This is a genomic window from Flavivirga sp. 57AJ16 (assembly GCF_028736925.1).
Taxonomy (GTDB): Bacteria; Bacteroidota; Bacteroidia; order Flavobacteriales; family Flavobacteriaceae; genus Flavivirga.
Window position 1 is genome coordinate 16,923 of the sequence record NZ_JAQZAT010000006.1, and the last position, 16,826, is coordinate 33,748.

The 16,826-nt window shown below is 32.8% G+C and carries 17 protein-coding genes; 6 read left to right on the forward strand and 11 right to left on the reverse strand.

The window, feature by feature from the left end; translation table 11 throughout:
* Positions 1–278 precede the first annotated feature (278 nt).
* The 4 genes from PQO00_RS07780 to PQO00_RS07795 all read right to left on the reverse strand — a co-directional run bounded on the left by PQO00_RS07780 (position 279) and on the right by PQO00_RS07795 (position 3,352).
* Entirely contained in the window at positions 279–986 is a 708-nt protein-coding gene (locus PQO00_RS07780) for an ABC transporter ATP-binding protein (protein ID WP_274184485.1), read from the reverse strand.
* An 11-nt stretch (positions 987–997) separates the two neighbouring features.
* The gene (locus tag PQO00_RS07785; RefSeq protein WP_274184275.1) at positions 998–2,476 is read right to left on the reverse strand and encodes a DUF5687 family protein; all 1,479 of its coding nucleotides are present in this window, start codon (positions 2,474–2,476) and stop codon (positions 998–1,000) included.
* A 9-nt stretch (positions 2,477–2,485) separates the two neighbouring features.
* A complete protein-coding gene (locus PQO00_RS07790) occupies positions 2,486–2,893 on the reverse strand; it encodes a DUF2059 domain-containing protein (protein WP_274184276.1) in 408 nt (135 codons plus the stop codon).
* Positions 2,894–3,013: 120 nt separating this feature from the next.
* Positions 3,014–3,352: a PadR family transcriptional regulator gene (locus PQO00_RS07795; RefSeq protein ID WP_274184277.1), complete on the reverse strand. Its 339-nt coding sequence runs from the start codon at positions 3,350–3,352 to the stop codon at positions 3,014–3,016.
* Between the two features lie 113 nt (positions 3,353–3,465).
* Between PQO00_RS07795 and PQO00_RS07800 the strand changes: the two genes are divergently transcribed.
* The gene (locus PQO00_RS07800) at positions 3,466–4,521 is read left to right on the forward strand and encodes a ferredoxin--NADP reductase (protein WP_274184278.1); all 1,056 of its coding nucleotides are present in this window, start codon (positions 3,466–3,468) and stop codon (positions 4,519–4,521) included.
* 399 nt (positions 4,522–4,920) lie between these two features.
* Here the strand turns inward: PQO00_RS07800 and PQO00_RS07805 are convergent, their stop codons facing one another.
* Positions 4,921–5,940, reverse strand: coding sequence for a glycosyltransferase family 9 protein (locus PQO00_RS07805; RefSeq protein ID WP_274184279.1), 1,020 nt, complete (start codon positions 5,938–5,940; stop codon positions 4,921–4,923).
* Positions 5,941–5,979: 39 nt separating this feature from the next.
* Positions 5,980–6,585 carry a DUF4254 domain-containing protein gene (locus PQO00_RS07810; RefSeq protein ID WP_274184280.1) on the reverse strand — a complete coding sequence of 202 codons (606 nt, stop codon included), beginning with the start codon at positions 6,583–6,585 and terminating at the stop codon, positions 5,980–5,982.
* Positions 6,586–6,659: 74 nt separating this feature from the next.
* Between PQO00_RS07810 and upp the strand changes: the two genes are divergently transcribed.
* On the forward strand, positions 6,660–7,319 hold the full coding sequence (gene upp, locus PQO00_RS07815; protein ID WP_274184281.1) for a uracil phosphoribosyltransferase: 660 nt from the start codon (positions 6,660–6,662) through the stop codon (positions 7,317–7,319).
* Here the strand turns inward: upp and PQO00_RS07820 are convergent.
* Positions 7,308–8,231 (reverse strand): DUF6427 family protein, encoded by a 924-nt coding sequence (locus PQO00_RS07820; protein WP_274184282.1) that lies wholly within the window; start codon positions 8,229–8,231, stop codon positions 7,308–7,310. The genes upp and PQO00_RS07820 overlap by 12 nt on opposite strands.
* A gap of 161 nt (positions 8,232–8,392) precedes the next feature.
* Between PQO00_RS07820 and PQO00_RS07825 the strand changes: the two genes are divergently transcribed.
* On the forward strand, positions 8,393–8,620 hold the full coding sequence (locus tag PQO00_RS07825) for a uracil phosphoribosyltransferase (protein ID WP_274184283.1): 228 nt from the start codon (positions 8,393–8,395) through the stop codon (positions 8,618–8,620).
* A 510-nt stretch (positions 8,621–9,130) separates the two neighbouring features.
* Here the strand turns inward: PQO00_RS07825 and purD are convergent.
* The 3 genes from purD to PQO00_RS07840 form a co-directional block, all read right to left on the reverse strand.
* Entirely contained in the window at positions 9,131–10,405 is a 1,275-nt protein-coding gene (purD, locus tag PQO00_RS07830; RefSeq protein ID WP_274184284.1) for a phosphoribosylamine--glycine ligase, read from the reverse strand.
* Between the two features lie 357 nt (positions 10,406–10,762).
* Positions 10,763–11,074, reverse strand: coding sequence for a type II toxin-antitoxin system RelE/ParE family toxin (locus PQO00_RS07835; protein WP_274184285.1), 312 nt, complete (start codon positions 11,072–11,074; stop codon positions 10,763–10,765).
* A complete protein-coding gene (locus tag PQO00_RS07840) occupies positions 11,062–11,295 on the reverse strand; it encodes a hypothetical protein (RefSeq protein ID WP_274184286.1) in 234 nt (77 codons plus the stop codon). Before PQO00_RS07840 ends, PQO00_RS07835 begins: the two co-directional genes overlap by 13 nt.
* 350 nt (positions 11,296–11,645) lie before the next feature.
* Between PQO00_RS07840 and PQO00_RS07845 the strand changes: the two genes are divergently transcribed.
* Genes PQO00_RS07845 through PQO00_RS07855 form a run of 3 tightly spaced genes read left to right on the forward strand, consistent with a single transcriptional unit; the run spans position 11,646 to position 15,237 of the window.
* Positions 11,646–12,965 carry a phenylacetate--CoA ligase family protein gene (locus PQO00_RS07845; protein WP_274184287.1) on the forward strand — a complete coding sequence of 440 codons (1,320 nt, stop codon included), beginning with the start codon at positions 11,646–11,648 and terminating at the stop codon, positions 12,963–12,965.
* On the forward strand, positions 12,962–14,059 hold the full coding sequence (wecB, locus tag PQO00_RS07850; RefSeq protein ID WP_274184288.1) for a non-hydrolyzing UDP-N-acetylglucosamine 2-epimerase: 1,098 nt from the start codon (positions 12,962–12,964) through the stop codon (positions 14,057–14,059). The genes PQO00_RS07845 and wecB overlap by 4 nt, the downstream gene beginning before the upstream one ends.
* The gene (locus PQO00_RS07855) at positions 14,056–15,237 is read left to right on the forward strand and encodes a glycosyltransferase family 4 protein (RefSeq protein WP_274184289.1); all 1,182 of its coding nucleotides are present in this window, start codon (positions 14,056–14,058) and stop codon (positions 15,235–15,237) included. Before wecB ends, PQO00_RS07855 begins: the two co-directional genes overlap by 4 nt.
* Before the next feature lie 174 nt (positions 15,238–15,411).
* On the opposite strand, the gene PQO00_RS07860 is transcribed toward PQO00_RS07855, so the two are convergent.
* On the reverse strand, positions 15,412–16,821 hold the full coding sequence (locus PQO00_RS07860; RefSeq protein WP_274184290.1) for an exopolysaccharide biosynthesis polyprenyl glycosylphosphotransferase: 1,410 nt from the start codon (positions 16,819–16,821) through the stop codon (positions 15,412–15,414).
* Between the last annotated feature and the right edge of the window lie 5 nt (positions 16,822–16,826).

Sequence of the window (16,826 nt, forward strand, 5' to 3'; positions counted from 1 at the left end):
AAACAGGTAAAAATAAACATCTTTTTTGATTAACCTATAAAATGAAAGGACTTTTGAGCTAAAAGCGTCTTGTTGGGCTGTGTGATTTGGTTGTTGGTTATTGGTTGTTTGTTATTGGGTATTTGGTTGCTGGACACTGAGACTATTTCTCGCTAAGACGCAAAGGCGCGAAGAAAAAGCTCTAATAACCTATAAAATCTGTAAAATGAGACCGATTACTGCTCACTGAATACTGAACACTGCCAACTGCATACTGAACACTGAACACTGAATACTGCTTACTGAAAACCTGTTTCTGCAAAATGCACTTCAAGTTCTTTTAATGTGGCCTCGCTTGTTTTTAGGTCTTTTATAACTTTGCCTTTTTCGAGTACCACAATACGTTCACAAACATCGGTGACATGCATTAAATCATGACTGGAAATCAAAACGGTAACCCCTTGTTTTTCAGCTAAATCTTTAATAATCCCTTTAAGGCGAATTTGAGTGGTTGGGTCTAAATTTGCAAAAGGCTCATCTAGAACAATAACTTCTGGGTTTCCAATTAAAGCAGCTACAATGCCCGCTTTTTTCTGATTCCCTTTACTTAAATCACGTAAATATTTCTTTTGCCCTAGTATTTCTCCATGAAAAAAATCCTGAAACTGAGCCACTAGTTTATTAACATCTGCTTTATTTTGACCACGTAATTCACCAATGAAATAAAAGTACTCTTCAGCTGTTAAATAGCCTATTAAAAAACTCTCATCAATAAATGCCGATGTAAACGGTTTCCAATCTTCGCTTTTGTTTACTTGAATACCTTTGTTCTTTATAAACCCTGTCGACGGTTGAATTAAGTCTAGAAGCAAACTAAAATAAGTGGTTTTTCCTGCACCATTATTTCCTACTAAGCCAAAACTTTGTCCTTTTGGAATGTCTAATGATTCTATATTTAAAACGTCGTTTCCGCTATATATCTTTGATAAGTTTGAAGTTGTTATCATCATGCTATGTGTTAATTATTTTGATCGAAGGCATCAATCATTTTATACTTTGACTCTAAATATTTCTTAGTTATTGTTTTCATTAATTTTTGGTGAAAAACGACACCAATGACACCAAGGGTCGCTAATGACAAACAAGCTATTTCAAAACCTATTAAAAAGTAAAATAACGCAAATATACCCATAGGTATTAGCAACAAAGGAATCCCTATAAGCCATTGCACAGCACCAGTCCCTTGATAATTGAAAGCAGCCTTTTGATTTAAATCAATTTTTTTGCGATTAAAAGAACCACCATATAGGATAACATGTGTATTCACTCCTAAGTTGTAAATAGCCGCTGCCAAATGGGCCAATAAAATTTTCCATCCAAAATACACATATGGAATACTGAGTACAAAAAGTATAGCAACACTTAAAGCCATTAATGTGAATTTAGATTTTAAGTACTGTTCGTATTTAATATTTTGGCTCATCAGCAATTTATAATAACCACTATCCCAAGCTGGAATAAACTGTCCGAAATTGATTAAAAAGATGCCTGTTACAAAAACGCCAATAAAAGCAAAAAACCACGGCATGTCTTGATACATAGGTTGGGGATAAAAAAACAACCCATAAAACAGCCCAATGGCCAGCATCCAAACAGAAGATTTGGTACGCTTGTTACGCCAAAGCAGTTTTAAATCCAATTGCATAAAGGGTGCAATATCCCCAAAGGTTTTTGTCCATTCAAGATTAGATGCATTGACTACTTTAACTTCTTTTTTTAAACCGCTATCTAAAAATAATTTTTGCTTTAAAATCTTAAAGTTGAATAGGTAAAGCCCCATTAAAACAAGCAAAGGGATACCTATTAAAATAGGTGTTTTATAAATAGCATTAAATCCATTTGCAACCATCTCGGTAAAAGAAACCATATTAAAATAGTTTAATACGAATAGCCCGCCCGTTAATATAATTATAGGTAAAAAAGACAGTTCTTTTTCTGCTGAAAAACTCTCAATTATAAAATTTAAGAAATTAATACAAAGCGTGACCAGAATGAGGGCTAGCATCCAAACCAATACGGCATTTGGTGGATACTCTTTTGCAATTAAAGTTATTCCAAATGGCACAATAGCAAAAAGTGATAGATAATTAAAAAACGATGTTACGGATTTGCCTAAAACGTAATTAACAATTTTGTTTCTTTTTACAGGCAATGTTAGTAACGGCTTTACACTCATTACAGGTAGTTTTTGAAAGAAAAACCTAAAAACCAAATCGCCCAGGATCCAATAAAAAAGATAGTTATTAACGATTACTAATGGATCCTGTTCTGGAAAGACCTTTTTAAGTAGAGGATACATCATCAATCCCATTCCCAAGAACATAGCTATAAAATACAGCACAAAAAAGCCCATTAATATTTTTATAGCGAGCCCTTTACCAAAATTGGCAGATCGTAAAAAAGATTTCCACTCTAAACTTAAAAAGTTTTTAATCATCCTTGCTGGTTAGTTATATTTTTGAGCTATGCCTTGGACTTCCATGCCCCAAGACTGCCCGAACATCATGGCTTTTTGAGTTAAACTTAATTGCTTTTCAGATAATTTTTTTCCCAAATCCGTGTTATAAAAAGCGACCAGTTCTTTAATTTCATCTTGAGTAAATTCGGCCATATAAAGCTCGGCCATTTTCGCATATAAGGCATCTAAGGTTCCTTTTGCTTCTTTGGTATAAGCTTCTTTATTCGTATCTGAAACCCCAGATCCAATTTGGGCTATCGCATTTTCAAACGCTGCCCCTGCACCTGTAAGTTTTATAAATTCAACGGTTATTTTTTTAAACTCGGTATTATCTTGCGCATTTGTTTGGAATATTATTGTAATTCCTAATAAGCATACCAGTAGTGTTTTTTTCATTTTATTGTTCTTTATAATTGTATTTATATTCCTATGTAAGATAAGTAATCATTTATCTAAAAATGTTACATGTTTCATAAAAAATTATTTACTGTATTTAATATTTTATCCCTTTTTTATTTAATCTATACGAAATTTAGGGTTTACCAATGCACGCATGGTTTTAATATAACTTTCGAGCTCTGCCAATTTGTTAACTGTTTCTTTAGTGCCTTTTTCGGTAAGCTTATAATACTTTCTTAACCTATTACCTACTTTTAAAACCTCAACATTCAATAGGCCTTCTGCTTCCAGTTTATGTAACGAGGGGTAAAGAGCTCCTTCTGTTATTTTAAGCTCATCTTTTGTAATCTCCTTGACACGCTGTACAATTTCATAACCATACATTTTATCATGCTCATTCAAAAGCTTTAAAATAATGGTTATAAGACTGCCTTTATATAATTTTGAATTTCCCATACAGTTCAAATATATACATAAAATTCTTATGCATAAATTATTTATGTATTAATTTTCGCTTTATTTGTCGACTAAGACTTAAAGCTTCACTATTTTTGTGAAAAAAATTTTAAATGTCATCATTTCATAAGTTAACGGTTAAGGATATAAAAAGAGAAACTGATAAATCAGTAAGCATTTCATTTAATGTCCCGGATAATCTAAAAGACGTTTTTACTTTCAAAGCTGGTCAATACATCACCCTAAAAACCTTCATCAAGGGAAGTGAAGCGAGAAGAGATTACTCTTTATGTGTTTCTCCAAAAAGTGGTGAATTAAAAGTGGCTGTTAAAGCAGTAAAGGACGGTATCTTTTCATCTTATGCAAACCATCAATTACAGGTTGGGGATATTTTAGAAGTAGCACCTCCAAAAGGACGTTTTGTTTTTGAACCTAATGATTCTAAAACAAAAAATATCGCAGCGTTTGCTGCTGGTAGTGGTATTACGCCTGTTTTAAGTATTATAAAATGCGCATTAGAAGAAGAGGTTTATAGTAAAGTTATTTTGGTTTATGGTAACAAAACAACTAAAGATACTATGTTTCTAAACGAGCTTTTAGAGCTTCAGCATGCGTATAAAGAACGTTTTTCCATACAGTTTGTATTTAGTCAACAAGATGAAGACGACTCTATTTTTGGTCGTATTGAAAAAAGTACCGTTAATTATGTTATGAAAAATAAACATAAGCATATAGAGGTTGATGCTTTTTATCTTTGTGGGCCAGAAGCCATGATTCATACTGTAAAAGATGTTTTAACGGATCATGATATTGACGAAAGCCGCATTCACTTTGAGCTTTTTAAAGCTGCCAAACCTGACGAAATAAAAGAAGATATTGTACCTAGTGGTAAAACCAAAATAACAGTTATTGTTGATGATGAGGCCTCTACATTTGAAATGCCCCAGAAGCAAACGGTTCTTGAAGCTGCTTTAGATGAAGATATTGATGCGCCTTATTCTTGTCAAGGTGGGATTTGTAGTAGTTGTTTAGCTCGCATAAAAGAAGGTGAGGCAACTATGAGACAGAACAATATTTTAACCGAAAATGAAGTTGCCGAAGGTTTAATTTTAACATGTCAAGCACATCCTACAACACCAACTCTTGTGGTGGATTATGATGATGTTTAAAAGCCCCTCTGCCCTTTGGGCATTTTCTCGAAGGGGAGAAGTAATACCATTTCTCATCTGATATTACCGTAATGAAACGCCCTTTTTTCCTTTCTACTTCAGTACTTTGACTTTAGTTTATCTTGAGTACTTTGGTTTCGCTCAGCATAAACTAATGCCGAAGTGTGAGAATCTGTTTAATTGATATTGGTTGAATAAGAACACCCCTAAAGTCCCCTCAAGGGGACAACCTCAATCATAGCACCTTAGTACAAACAGACAAAACCCTGACCTATCAACCTATCCATAAAGTGTTCCAACCTAAAACAACATATTTAACACAAACAAATATCCCCTTGAGGGGATTATAGGGGTGTCAAGTTTTGAGGTTTTTGAATAATGAAGTTATACCAATTTGGTTTACAGGATCGATTTAATTTTTTCAATGACTGTTTCTGGAGATATGCTACCTGATGCTTCTTTATAATTTTCTGGATATTTGTTTCCATAAATAGAAGTAGGGATTTCTGGAAACTGATTTCTATCCGATAATATAGCAAAATCTTCTGGTTGATTAAATGGTGCAAACCCGGCATACGGATGGGTAACGCCCCAAATAGTGACGACTTTTACCCCTAACATGGCGGCTACATGCGCATTGCCAGAATCCATTGAAAGCATCACTTCAAGATTTGAAATCACGTCCAACTCTTCATCAAGTGATAATTTACCGGCAATATTTATTACATGATCCAAACTTTCTTCAAGATCATTTAATATGGTGATCTCTTTTGCACCGCCTCCAAATAAAATCACTTTATAATCTTTTGAAAGCGCAACAATAACCTTCTTCATCAAATCTAAAGGATATACTTTTCCTTCGTGGGCTGCAAAAGGGGCTATTCCTATCATTTTTCTTGAACCTAACCTTATAAGCGCCTGGGTCTTTTCATTTAAATTCGATTTATTTGGGAATACTGGGTTTGATAGGTCTAGCTTAAAGCCCAATCCTTCTAACACATCAGCATACCTTTGATGCGTTGTTTTTAATTGCCGAAATATTTTGCCGGAAACCAAGGCTTTTTTTTCAGCTCTTCCTTTATCAATCTGATTGCATTGTTTTCCAAATAAAAAAAACTTTAAAATACGACTTCGTAGCACATAATGTAAATCGGCAACAGCATCAATTTTTAAGCTTTTTAATTCTTTTGAAAGTTTGTATAATCCTAAAACACCTTTATGCTTTCCTTTAACATCGGCAGGGAAAACCCTAACATTTTTGAGGTCTCGAAAAAAAGGTGAAAAAAAAGCTCTGGTTAAAATCGTTATTTTAGTATCTGGATATTGCTCGGTTAATGCTCGTAAAACAGGTACAGACATAGCGACATCTCCCATGGCGGAGAGACGGATTACTAAAATATGGTTTGATGATTTTAGCATCTCAACTATCTTGATGAGATTCCTGCCTCCGCAGGAATTTTATTTTTGTCCTCGTAAAACTGGGTTTAGCTCATCATCATTGTACATTTTCATTTGCTTATAAACTTTCATGTACTTATCCCCTTTTTCAATATCCCTAAGTAGCGTATCGATAGCTGTAGATAAGTCTACACGTTGCTCCAATAAAATATCCAGTTTTTTCTGGCATGCAGCCCTATGGGCATCAGAAGCATCTGTTCTTGTTGCCTCTTCATTCATATGGAAAATCTTCAACGCCAGAATAGATAATCTATCAACTCCCCAAGCGGGGCTTTCGGTATTAATGGTCGCTCCTGTTTTAGGTGTAACATCTTTATATTTTTCAAGAAAATAACTATCAATATATTCAACCATATCTGTTCTGTCTTGGTTTGAGGCATCAATTTGACGCTTCAAGGTTAAAGCAGCAACAGGATCTATTTGTGGATCCCTGATAATATCCTCATAATGCCATTGTACAGTATCGATCCAACATTTTCTATATAATAAATACTCCAATAAATTACTTTTATCGTAAGCGTTTTCAAAAGGTTGATCTACCGTATTTATAACATGATATTTTTCAATGACATCCTGAAATATTTTATTGGCTTTTTCTGTAAACATATTGTCTTAATTTAAAAGTGCAAATATACTTTATATTTAATTAACTTTACTATTCAAAAAAGACATATAACGGCATGCATATTCATAACATTTCTAAAGAAAACTCCGTTCTAAACACTTTTATTTCTGAAATTAGAAACATTAATATTCAAAAAGATAGCATGCGCTTTCGAAGAAATATTGAACGCATAGGCGAAATTTTGGGGTATGAAATGAGTAAATCTTTAAATTATGAGGCGTCGACCATTAAAACGCCTTTAGGCCATTGCCATATTGATTTATTGGATAATGATATTGTTCTATGCTCCATTTTAAGGGCCGGTGTTCCATTACATAATGGATTGCTTAATTATTTTGATACTGCTGAAAACGCTTTTATTTCGGCTTACAGACACCATAAACACGATCCCGAAAGCTTTGAAATTATTGTAGAATATTTGGCTTGCCCAAACTTAGAAGGCAAAACACTTGTTCTTGCAGACCCCATGCTAGCAACAGGACAATCCATGGTAGCCACTTTTGAAGCTCTAAAACCGTTTGGAACACCAAAGGAAGTACATTTAATTAGTGTGATAGGTGCTCAGGAAGGTGTCGGCTTTGTTGAAAGTCATTTTGATGACAAAACACATTTATGGATTGCAGTTATTGATGACAAGCTAAACGATAAAGGTTATATTATCCCTGGGCTGGGAGATGCAGGTGACTTGGCTTTTGGCGAAAAACTACAGCAATAATGTTATAAATGGCACGATGATAAGTAGCGAAAGAAACACTTCTTTAAACCACCTTTCTTGAATAATCTCTATATAATTTGTTATAATGATGGCTAGTGGTGCAAACATAAATAAAAACTCGCTTCCGCTTTTTTCAGGTGCTTGTAGCACTATCAAAAATGCGACCAAGGCCGAGACAATAATGATTTTAAAAGAGGCCCTAAAGTCTTTTTTCTTCTTTTTAATATTCCGTAAGTAAAATATGGACGACCAAATTCCGAAAGACAATAGTAACGTAATGGCAACCATGTATTTTACAGAATTATAGTTGCTAAAATCGTAACTGATTCCTAGCGGGATGTTAAATATTTCGAAAAAACGGTCATACACAATTATGGAGATACTTATGGAAATCACAAAAACAGTAGCAACTGCTAGGAAAGGTATGATCCAATGCCTTAATTTATTATCTGTATATAAAATCAGGGCAATCAGTATTAAAGCAAAAAACAGAATGGCCCAAAAATAAAATACCGATGCGATAGCGATCCAAAAAGCAGCATCAAATAATTTCTTTTTTATCTCTTTTTCAGACCGTAAGCTTACTATACGTCTTAAACCGAGTAAAATAAAAAAATTGGAAAGCACTATAGCTGTATGACTGGTAGCATGAACAATTAGCAACAAAAACAGACTAAACAATAAAATCTCATAGTTGTTCCTCTTTGTTAAATTATTCTTACTAGTAATAAAATTTAAAAGCAAAATTGAGGAATAGCAAACAAAAAGTAAAACAATTTGCTTTAATACAAATAGCCATGTTATTGGTTCGTTTATTGACTCAATCCTAGCTATTATGAAAGCTAAAAGCGTAATAAAAAAAACAATGATGAAATTTATTGACTTAGATTTGCTAAAAATGCTTGTTATCATTAACTCTTTTTGTATTTTTGCTGCGTAAATATAACTAACTAAAATTAGTTAAAAAACAATAAATACAACCCATGAAACATTCATAGCTAAGTTTCCTATAGACAAAGATATGATTAAATGAATGTTACATGTGACCAATAAAAAACAATAATTAAAAACACATGAAAGATTTCTTTTACGCTATACAGGATTTATTTGTTAACGTCCTTTTCGCTCCATATGACGCTTTACGAGCTCTTGAGTTAGAAAGCTGGTTTGCAGCAAATACCGTTTCTTGGATTTTCCTTATTGTAGGTTTTGTTGCTATGGTTTATTGGATGAAGCAACTTAAAATGTTTAACGATAATAACGAGGAGGACAAAAGTGTTTCTTCACACTCTTTTTTGTAAAATGCCTTTTGGTTAATAATTTAACGAATAAGGAATTGTACTTGCTTGCCTATCTAATTTCGTAATTTGATATACCAAAGCAAATAGATCTATATTATAATTAACCTTCCTAAATTTCGATGATATCGAAATTATCCTTCCTTTTTAAAAGGAAGGAGCAAGTCTAATTTATATTTTCGAGTACTATTTTAAATTTTAGTGTCATTTTAATTTAACACGGTCTCCTCTTTAAATTTAACTACTGTGAGTACACATCTATAAAAAAGACACGAATGGCACAAATTCACACGAATCCAATGCTTTATGGTATTGATTGGACTCTGCATGAATATGAATCCCTAGTCTATATAGAGAACAAATTTTAGCGGGTAACTTTAAAGTGAAAATGGTATTATTATTATCTCCATAGACCATGGCCTCTCTCAAAACATGTATGATACTAATCCCATAAGAATTTATCTTGAAGTGAGACTATTTAATTTTGAACTTATTTAAACATTATTCGTCAAATTAGTTTAAATCAAATCCTATATCCTTACGATAGTTCATCTTATCAAAGTGTAACTTTTCTATATTTTGATAAGATTTCTTTATGGCCTCTTGATAAGTATTGCCATATGATGTTATAGCCATTACACGTCCCCCAGAAGTCACTATTTTATCTCCATTTAATGCAGCTCCTGCATGAAAAGGTATAGAACCTTGAATATTTTCTATGCCTGTAATTATTTTTCCTTTTTCATAGGCTTCAGGATATCCGCCAGATACTAACATAATAGTTGTTGCTGCTCGTTCATCTATCTCAATATTAATTGTATCTAGTGACCCATGGGACATCGCCTGGAGTATGTCTACAAAGTCATTTTTTAGCCTTGGTAATACGACTTCGGTTTCAGGGTCGCCCATACGTACATTGTATTCTATCACTTTAGGATCCTCCCCAACTTTAATAAGCCCAATGAACACAAAGCCTACATAAGGTAAATGGTCCTTTTTAAAACCACTAATAGTAGGTTTTACAATACGTTCTTCAATTTTATTGAGGAATTCATCGGTTGCAAAAGGCACAGGGGACACAGCTCCCATACCGCCTGTGTTTAATCCCGTATCGCCTTCACCTATTCGCTTATAATCCTTTGCTGTTGGTAAAATTTTATAGTTCGTCCCATCGGTTAGTACAAAACAGCTTAATTCTATGCCGTCTAAAAATTCTTCTATAACTACTTTAGTGCTTGCCTGTCCAAATTTAGCATCCACCAACATACTTTTTAATTCGGCTTTAGCTTCCTCTAGATCATTCAGAATAACAACTCCTTTTCCGGCCGCTAATCCATCTGCTTTTAAAACATAGGGTGCGCTTAAAGTTTCTAAAAAGGCATAGCCCTTTTCTACGGTTTCTTTTGTAAAACTCTCGTAAGCAGCTGTTGGAATATGGTGTCTATACATAAATTCCTTGGCGAACTCTTTGCTTCCTTCTAATGCTGCTGCTACTTTTTGAGGACCTATAACAGACACATGCTTAATGGCCTCATCATTTAAAAAATAGTCGTGTACGCCATTGACCAATGGATCTTCAGGGCCAACCACTACCATATCGATACTTTCCTTTAAAACGAGTTCTTTAATCGCATCAAAATCATTCACTCCAATATTGACATTCGTTGCTATTTGAGCTGTTCCAGAATTTCCCGGGGCTACGAAAAGTTGTTCGCATTTAGCACTTTGGGCAATTTTCCAAGCAAATGTGTGTTCTCTTCCTCCAGAACCAAGAATTAAGATATTCATTGTGTTTAGTTTTTAGATTCCCATTAAATGAGAATGACCATTTTTGTTGAGGATTTCCAAAAGCATTATTTAGAGGAAAATAGGGCTACGACAATCTGTTTAAATTAAACAGATTCTCACACTTCGACTTCGCTCAGTGCAAGCAACCGCACTTTGGTGCTCCTCAGAATGACATCTTATAATCTTTATTAGAAACCTTTGTTATTGAACTCATTTTATCGAATGCAAAAATAATTGCTTTTAATCTTAAAAAAGAATTATTCCAAAAAGAATTTTTCTTAGAAGTGGTTTAAACTAAATACAATCTTAGATATAAGATACATTAATAAATCCTGATATACTTTAATGTAACTATTTCTAGTTTTTTTTTAAAGACTTTATAAATTTTTCAGGGTCTTGTCGATTATCCCAAAATGCAGTTATTATAATTTTGGGTCGCATTATTTTGTAAAGTATACTGTAATGACCTAGCGAAATAGCTTTTGTGTTTTTAAAATCGACTTCCTTTCCTATCTCTGGATGATCTTTAAGTAAGTTAATTCGATCACGAATTGATATATTAAGCTTTTTTGAATAGTTAGCACTTTTATTTCTTTTATTCCAATATTCAAAAATATAATCTCTTTGCTTTTTTGCCGTTTGAGTCCAAAAAACTTTTAACTCAGCCATTCAGAATCCAATTTTTTTAAATCAGTTTCTGAAATTAGATTCCCTTTTTCAATGTCCATATCACTCATCATTAGCATTTCAATTTGCTGAGAATTCAAAGTTAATTTTTCATCAAACTGAGTAGAATCTAAAATGCTATTAATAGCCGTAAGCAATTGCTCATTTCTAGTCACCAAAATTCTATCAATTAATTTGTTTTTTATATTATCTAAGGTAGACATGCTTGTTTTTTTAATAAAAATCGTGAAACTTTCCTTATTTTCCAAATATTCTAAAAAAAGAAAATATTCACAGGGTGCTTATTTTTAAGAGATATCGCAATAAAATATTGTAATACCATTTACACCTTGAATTTACCCAATAAAATACGTCTTTTTGTGCTTTATTTCGTTATAAAAATTAACCAGAACGATAGCTATGCTTGATTTTTACGCCTCATCTATCACAAAAATTATTCATTTTATTTTTGGGTAAATTCAAAGTATAACTGGTATAAATGATATGAAAAAGTAAAAGCATCAATTATAAAATATTTCTTTACTTTACAGAAACATATTTTACCCTATATCTGTTGAATTTATTTAATCTTTCATTAAAACTCAAAGGCTTTCCCATAAATAAAGCCAAACACACTTTGGAAGCCATTCAAAAGAAAAGCGCTACTGAATTTAATGCCTATATTGAAACTAAAAAGCAAGATATTGTTGGGTATCATTTAAAGTATAATCCGTTTTATAAATCGTTTACAAAAAATACAAATCCATTAGATTGGAACACGGTTCCAGTGATGTCTAAAAAAGATTTACAGCAACCCTTGGAAACTCTTTTATCTGATGGGTTTTCAACAAAAAACATCTATATAGATAAGACTTCTGGAGCCTCTGGACAGCCTTTTATTTTCTCTAAAGATAAATTTGCACATGCATTGACCTGGAGTATTATCATGGATCGGTTTTCTTGGTTCGATCTTAACTTTAACACCACAAAACAAGCTCGATTTTATGGTATTCCCTTGGATAAAAAAGGGTATTATACCGAAAAGCTAAAAGACTTTATTAGTAATAGATATCGTTTTAATGTCTTTGATTTAAGTGATACGGCTCTTGAAAACTGGTTAGTCGATTTTAAAAAAAAGCCTTTTGTCTATATGAATGGCTATACAAGCCCTATTGTTCAATTCGCAAAATACCTTGATCGTAAAAATATCATCCTTAAAGCTATTTGCCCTACCTTAAAAGCCTGTGTGGTGACCTCTGAAATGCTTTTTGAAGACGACAAGCAACTTATGGAAACACAATTTGGAATACCAGTAATCAATGAATATGGTGCCTCGGAATTAGATCTGATTGCTTTTGAGAATATGAATGGTGAATGGGTTGTTAATAGTGAAACCCTTTTTGTTGAAGTTTTAGACGAAAACAACAACGCCTTACCTTATGGTAGTGAAGGTCGTTTGGTGATTACATCCTTATACAATAAAGCACAACCCTTTATAAGGTATGATATTGGTGATATGGGTATGCTTTCAAAAAAAAGCACCTTGAAAAAACCTATCTTAGAAAAACTAGTAGGTAGAACAAACGATATGGCTGTATTGCCTAGTGGAAAAAAAGCGGCCGGATTAACATTCTATTATATTACGAAAAGTATTATCGAAGATGGTGGCCATGTTAAGGCGTTTATTATCGAACAGTTAAAACCGGATACTTTTAAAGTTTACTATGTTAGCGACATAGATATTTCCCAAAACAAAATGGCTATGATAAAAAATGAAATGGAAAATTATCTTGAGCATGGGCTTACCATCCTATTTGAAAGACAAACAGCATTAAAGCGTTCGAAAAGTGGTAAATTGAAACAGTTTTCATCATTAATACACCCAAATAAATGAATATAACGATAGTTGCCGGAGCCCGCCCTAATTTTATGAAAATTGCTCCTATTATTGAAGCTATTCAGAATAAAAACAAAGAGGGGGTCAATATTAATTACAGACTTGTACATACAGGGCAACATTATGACAAAAACTTAAGTGACACCTTTTTTGAAGAATTAAACATTCCTTTTCCAGATAAGAATCTTGAAGTTAAAAGCGGCACACAAGCAGAGCAAACGGCTGCCATTATGATTGGTTTTGAAAAAGAACTAGAGCAAAATCCGTGTGATTTGGTCATGGTTGTTGGTGATGTTACCTCCACTATGGCCTGTACTATTGTTGCTAAAAAAGCTCATATAAAAGTAGCTCATGTTGAAGCAGGCATTCGTTCTGGTGACATGAAAATGCCCGAAGAAATTAACAGAATTGTTACGGATAGCTTAACTGATTATTTTTTCACAACTTCCATGTATGCCAATGAGAATTTGATGAAACTCGGTGTGCCAAAATCGAATGTCTTTTTTGTTGGAAATGTCATGATCGATACCCTTCGAAAAAATGAAACCCGCTTAAAAAAGCCTGCGCTTTGGAAGGATTTGAATTTATCGGATAAAAAATATCTGGTTATGACGCTTCACCGACCCAGTAATGTAGATGAAGAAGTTCTTCTAAAAAAATTAGTCACTCAAATTGTAACATTAGCTAAGAATTACCCAATTATTTTCCCTGTACATCCCAGAACTAAAAAACTTTTAAGCGGTTTAAATTTGAATTTTAAAAACCTCCATTATGTAAACCCATTAGGCTACTTGGAGTTTAATTATTTAGTAAAACATGCTTTGGCCGTATTAACCGATTCTGGTGGTGTTACCGAAGAAACGACTGTTATGAATGTGCCTTGTATCACGCTTAGAGACTCTACAGAACGTCCTGAGACTTGCGATATTGGCACCAATATCTTAGTTGGAACGGATGCTGAAAAAATTGAAAATGCTTTTAAAGTATTGATTTCTGGATCCTGGAAGCAAGGAACTGTTCCAGAATTATGGGACGGAGCTGCTGCAAAAAGAATTGTTGATCATTTATTGGATATTTACAAGTTATCATGACCGATATCCTCATTATAACCAATTATTTTCCACCAGAAACTGGCGCAGCTTCAAACCGGATTTTTCATTTAGCAGAAGGCTTAGAAAAACGTGGTTTTAAGGTCTCTGTTTTAACACCTTTACCTAACTATCCAACGGGCAGTGTTTTTGATGCTTATAAAGGCCAATTTAAGGACACTTCAACAAAAAATAATATCACGATTCACCGTTTATGGATTTATGCCAGTAATTCTAAAAATAAACTGCTACGCTTAATAGCTATGCTTTCTTATAGCTTTAGCTTATGCTGGTTTTTTCTGTGGAATACTATCCCTAAAACAGTTATCATACAATCCCCACCATTACTGGTTGCATTTACATCTGTTTTGTTTCTACGTTCTAAAAAACGAAAACTTATTTTAAACGTTAGTGATCTGTGGCCCATTGCTGGATTGGAATTAGGGGCCTTTAAAAAGAACTTTAGTTATAAAATGCTGGAAAAAATTGAATCTTTTAATTATAAACATGCCGATTTAATTTTAGGGCAAAGCCATGAAATTTTAGATCATGTAACATCTTTGTTTCCTAAAAAAGATACTTTTTTGTACCGTAATTATCCGGATTTTGTTACACCTAAAATTTCTAAAAGAATCGTTTCTAAAGGAAAACTAAAAATGGTGTATGCTGGTTTGCTAGGTATCGCACAAGGTGTCTACAAATTGTGCCAGGAGTTAGATTATACGCATATTCAATTTCATATTTATGGTGGCGGTGCAGAACAAGATAAGATTCGAACACTTATATCTAATAATCCAGAATTAGATATTATATATCACGGTGAAGTTTCAAGAGACACCTTACATAAAGAACTTGTGAAATATGACCTGACCATTATTCCGCTGTTAAATAGAATTTATGGGTCTGTACCTTCAAAAATATTTGAATATGCGAGACTGGGCTTGCCTATGCTTTATTTTGGTGGCGGTGAGGGGGAATTAATAATTAAAGAATATGATCTTGGTTGGGTAGCTGAATCTGGAGATTACAATCATTTAAATGGTGTTATTTCTGAAATAAATCCATCAGATATTTGTATAAAAAGAAGAGAGGCTATTAATAAAACTGCTTTAAAGAATTTCAACTTCCATACTCAATTAGATCTCTTATGTAAAAAATTTAATGATGTTGGTTTGATGTAATCAAGATTGTGTAATATCACTGTATCAAAACATAGCTTACTATCTTTCACAAACACCCTCCTTAATCCTCCCTCAAGGGAGGAATCCTAACATTGTAGAAGCTATTCCTATAAATCGTCCCCTTGAGCTGAGGGGTGTTTTTAAATCCAATTCACTTAAATAAACAGTTCAAATTTAATAGGCAGTCTCTTGCCCCTTTAACATATTTAGTACTGTTTGAAAAATTATTTTAATATCTAAAAGTAATGACCAATTTTCTATATAGAAATTATCATATTTAATACGATTTATAATATCTTCATCTGACTTTACTTCCCCTCTACACCCTTTAATTTGAGCTAAACCCGTTATTCCAGGTTTAACACGGTGTCTGAAAATAAAATTATATTTATCTATCTTTTTCGAATAATCATCTGTATATGTTAACATATGGGGGCGAGGCCCTACAACACTCATATCTCCTTTTAAAACATTTACAAATTGGGGTAATTCATCCAAATTTGTTCTTCGTAAAAACTTTCCAATCTTTGTTAAACGGGCATCATTTTGTTTTACATAAGTGCCTTTATCCTCCTTTGTGGTTGTTAACGATCTAAACTTATAACAATTAAATTCTGTATAATTAATCCCATGTCTTTTATGCTTATAAAACAAAGGCCCTTTTGATTCGATTTTAATCAAAATAAATAAAATTATTGATAGCCAAGAATAGATAAAAATAATAATGAACAAAGAAAGTACAATATCAAAACTACGTTTTAAGAACTTATTAAGTTCGCTATTCAGAGCGACTTCTTGAATTGATAAAACAGGAAGGTAATTGTAATAATCTGTGTCTAATCGCTTGCTAAAAAGCTTGAGTGTATTGGGAATAAACTTAATATTACATTGGTTTATATTAGCATATTTTACATAGGTATTAACTTCTTTTTCAGTTAACTCATCAATAGCACAATAAATTTCATCAATATGATGATTTTCCTCTAAAAATTTAAAACTTTCTTTAATTGTACCTGTTATATTATTATCTCTTGAATCATTAAAAATAGCCTTTACATTATACCCCAGCTCTTTCTTCTTTTTAAATATATTTTCAAGTTCATTGGCACTCTCTCCACTACCAACTATGATGATATTTCTTAGGTTTCCTTTTAAATATATGCGAACCTTTCTTAAAACATAAAAACTTAATATTTTAATAATTCCAATAGCTATAAATGAACAAAGTAAATATTTAAAAACGACAACAACTCCAATATTGATACTTCTAAATATACCAGCAAAAGCAAACGTAATGATTGCATATACTAAAAATTGTTTTACCAAAAGAAAAATTATGCTTAACAAGGAAGTATACCGATATACTTTATAAAACTCTAATAAGAATGTCGTTAAAAGCCAAAAAGCAATAGAATAAACAATGTAAAGTAAGTGCTTGTCATTTAGTAGTTTTATTGAAAAAAAAAGCAACTTTTCATTATTAAAATTCAATAAGTAATATGCAAAGAGATTTATTATAAAAATATCATATACTATTAAAAGCGGTCTTAACAGCCACGAATACCTACCTCGTTTAAATCCCATTTACT